At 45.7% G+C, this 2,983-nt stretch carries 4 protein-coding genes; 2 read left to right on the forward strand and 2 right to left on the reverse strand.

Going from position 1 to position 2,983, the window contains the following annotated elements; all coding sequences use genetic code 11:
• Positions 1–577: RNA-guided endonuclease InsQ/TnpB family protein (locus IM479_RS09050; RefSeq protein WP_287686640.1), on the forward strand; the 577-nt coding region annotated here is incomplete at its 5' end.
• Positions 578–623: 46 nt separating this feature from the next.
• On the opposite strand, the gene IM479_RS09055 is transcribed toward IM479_RS09050, so the two are convergent.
• Positions 624–1,961 carry a DUF4335 domain-containing protein gene (locus IM479_RS09055; RefSeq protein WP_287686641.1) on the reverse strand — a complete coding sequence of 446 codons (1,338 nt, stop codon included), beginning with the start codon at positions 1,959–1,961 and terminating at the stop codon, positions 624–626.
• Between the two features lie 149 nt (positions 1,962–2,110).
• Positions 2,111–2,650, reverse strand: a complete 540-nt coding sequence (locus IM479_RS09060) for a DUF3038 domain-containing protein (RefSeq protein WP_287686643.1) — start codon at positions 2,648–2,650, stop codon at positions 2,111–2,113.
• Between the two features lie 172 nt (positions 2,651–2,822).
• Between IM479_RS09060 and IM479_RS09065 the strand changes: the two genes are divergently transcribed.
• Positions 2,823–2,983, forward strand: a 161-nt coding sequence (locus tag IM479_RS09065; RefSeq protein ID WP_287686645.1) for a helix-turn-helix domain-containing protein, incomplete at its 3' end; no start/stop codon positions are given.

Genomic DNA, 2,983 nt, shown 5'->3' on the forward strand with positions numbered 1-2,983 from the left:
CCCTCGATTTTTGTTGAAAGTACAGAGTAAGCTTAAATTGCTACAAAGACGCTTGCAACATCAAGTCAAAGGCTCGAACAATTGGTTAAAACTTCAGGAGAAGATAGCAAGATTACACGAAAAAGTGTCTAATACTCGTAGGGATTGGCACTTTAAACTAGCTCATTATCTTTGTGATATTGCTGATAATATCTTCGTTGAAGATATTAACTTCGTTTCCTGGTCTAGGGGTATTGTTAGAAAACAATCTCTAGATTCGGGTATCGGTAGTTTTATTAACGAGATACTACCGTTTGTTGTTTGGAAACGGGGAAAATATTATCTTAAGGTCGATAAAAATGGAACTTCACAGGAGTGTCCGAATTGTGGCGCGATTACCGGCAAAAAAGCCTTATCGGAAAGAGTTCACCGGTGTGATTCTTGCGACCACATCGAACCAAGAGATACGGCATCGGCGAAGGTAATCGAGAACCGAGGAAAGAACGCGGTCGGACTGACCGTGTTAGAAAACGCTTGCGGAGGCGGTCTGGTGGGGGTCGTTCAGTTAAACCTGTTTGATCTAGTCAAGAGCCTATGAACCAAGAATCCCCCGCTACACCGCGCGAGCGGTTGGCGGGGGAGAGTCAAAGCTGTTCCATAAAAGTCCGCACCGTACCATCGGAACCAAGCACCAGACGCAATTGGGGATTACCGGGGACATCGAGGGGAGAAACAAAAGGTTGATTGAGCAGGGGCATATTAGTGCGATCGAGATAGATTTTCGCCGCCTGTCCCAGGGGAATAATCTGTTTTAGGGAACCATCCTGATTTAAGACCAAACGGTACTCTAGAGTATGCTTGAGACTTTCCGGCGGTTGCCAACGGGATTGAAAATATTCTCTGGTTTCTGCCACTTGGGGAATTGTATCTAGTAAATTCGTCTCTGGGGCTTTAGCGGTGCTTGTGGGCGGTTTGGGGTCTAAATTGGCATTTTCGGGGTTAATAGGGCTTAGAGGCGGTAAATTGGGCAATTTTGGCGGTGCTGGAGTCGGATTCATCGTGGTGGGGGGAACATTTACCAGTGCATTTGTACCCTGAGCGCCAGTGACGGGGGGGGCAGTAATCGGGATTTTCTGATTATTCGGTTCAATTACGATCGCCGTGCCGCTTGGAAGCGAACCCGTGACTGGTGGCGGCGGTAAAGTGGGCGGCAGAATCACCAGGGGGACGCTAGAGGGGCGAACTGGGGCTGGAACGGTTCCCACGGGTGGCGGTGGCGGTAAAGGGGTTTTATTGCCCAAATTTGCCGGTAACTGCGGGTTTGGGGCGGCCTTTCCCGTGGGGGGTAAAGGCAGCGTTGGCAAGGGTTGGGGAATCTTGGCACTATTGGGATCGATGGTTAAATCATTGTTGGCTAGTTCTTGCTGTTGATAAAATGCGATCGCTATTGCCCCGATAGTTATTAGGGCTGAGGCGATTAATCCCGTCCACATCAGGGCATTTTTTCGAGTTTTCTGGCGAATTAATGGGGGTATTAGGGGGCTTTCATGGTTATATTCCCCTAAAGCATTGGCTAGATCGAATAATTGCGATGTGGTTAATTCGATCTCCTGTTTATCCCGATCGGTTAGGAGGGAACCTAAAAATAATTGATGCTGGAGAAGTCCCCGACAACGGAGAGAGGGTAAGGAGGGGAGATGGCTTTCGGGGGAACCACTAGCCACGAAGGAGAGGGTAGAAACGGGACTAGAGAGTAAATTCTGCACATAATTAGCGACAATTTCCCCTAGGAGTTGTAATTGTGTGCGATCGCCTTTGATCGTCACCTGTTTTTCCTCACTCAATCTAGGATCATCAAAGCGCAATTGAAAGTGGGCATCGTTTAAGACATTTTTACCCAGCCAAACCGCTAGAGGCGAACTATTTCCCCAAATTTCTAGGGTACAGGTGGGGGGTGTATATTTGCGAATTAGATTACTCATTTTTAGTTATCGGTGGGAATTATGAATTATGAATTATGAACTGGGAAGCTTTTTTTCAGTGATCAGTAAACAGTAATCAGTAATCAGTGAACTGAAAACTTACATCTGATAACTGATAACTGATAACTGATTCAAGGCTGATAGCCTTTTTACTTTTTACTTGCCAAAAGGGTGTGCCAGAGAAGGAGATGACTGCGGTGGCTGCTGTAGAATAATAAATCGATTAATAATTTCCAGGCTAGGGAAGTTAGGCTAGAATTGCTGAGATTATTTTCCGATATTTCTGGGTATTTTAAGCGAAAATTATCGATATAATTGCCCAAAAGCGTGGTTTTTTGGGGTTCTTGTCCTTGAGTTCCCACTTGTTCCAAGAGAATTACGGCGCGACGGATTAACTCTTGCTTTTTTTGGGCTAGATGACAGAGGAGGAGAACTAGAGAACGGATGTCCGCTAGGGAGAGGTTTGACTGGGGTTGCCAGTAGTGGGCAACTAGGCGATCGCTTGTATCCAGATCTAAGGCTAATTCCTGAGCTGCTTGGGTGATAGACTCGGAGTCTAAATTAGCTAGAGATACTAAAGCTGCCAAAATCAGGTTTAAATAGCTATTAATATTCTCTAACTGCTCGTTACTGGGTGAGATAGCTAGGGGTAAATCCTCACCCATGGAGGACTCGGCAGACTGAGGCATAGTCAAGGACATAGATAATAAGGAATTGCCAGCAGAAAAACTTGGGTTTAGGAGAAAAAATCACTGGTTCTAAAGTGTCATCGCCAATTTTGGCTCTGAAACCCCGTTCTAAAAGGACGGCTTTACTATGAAATACTAGCGCATTTACACGATATATGCTAGAATGTGAGATATGGAGAAGGCCTATTCGTTTCGATTTTACCCCACACCAGAACAAGAGTCGCTATTGCGGCGCACTTTGGGCTGTGTAAGATTAGTTTACAATAAAGCTCTCCATCTCAGAACACAAGCATGGTACGAAAAGCAAGAAAGAGTAGGATATGCTCAAACTTC

Origin of the sequence: Microcystis sp. M165S2 (assembly GCF_020245885.1) — a bacterium.
In the GTDB taxonomy this organism is placed as follows: Bacteria; Cyanobacteriota; Cyanobacteriia; order Cyanobacteriales; family Microcystaceae; genus Microcystis.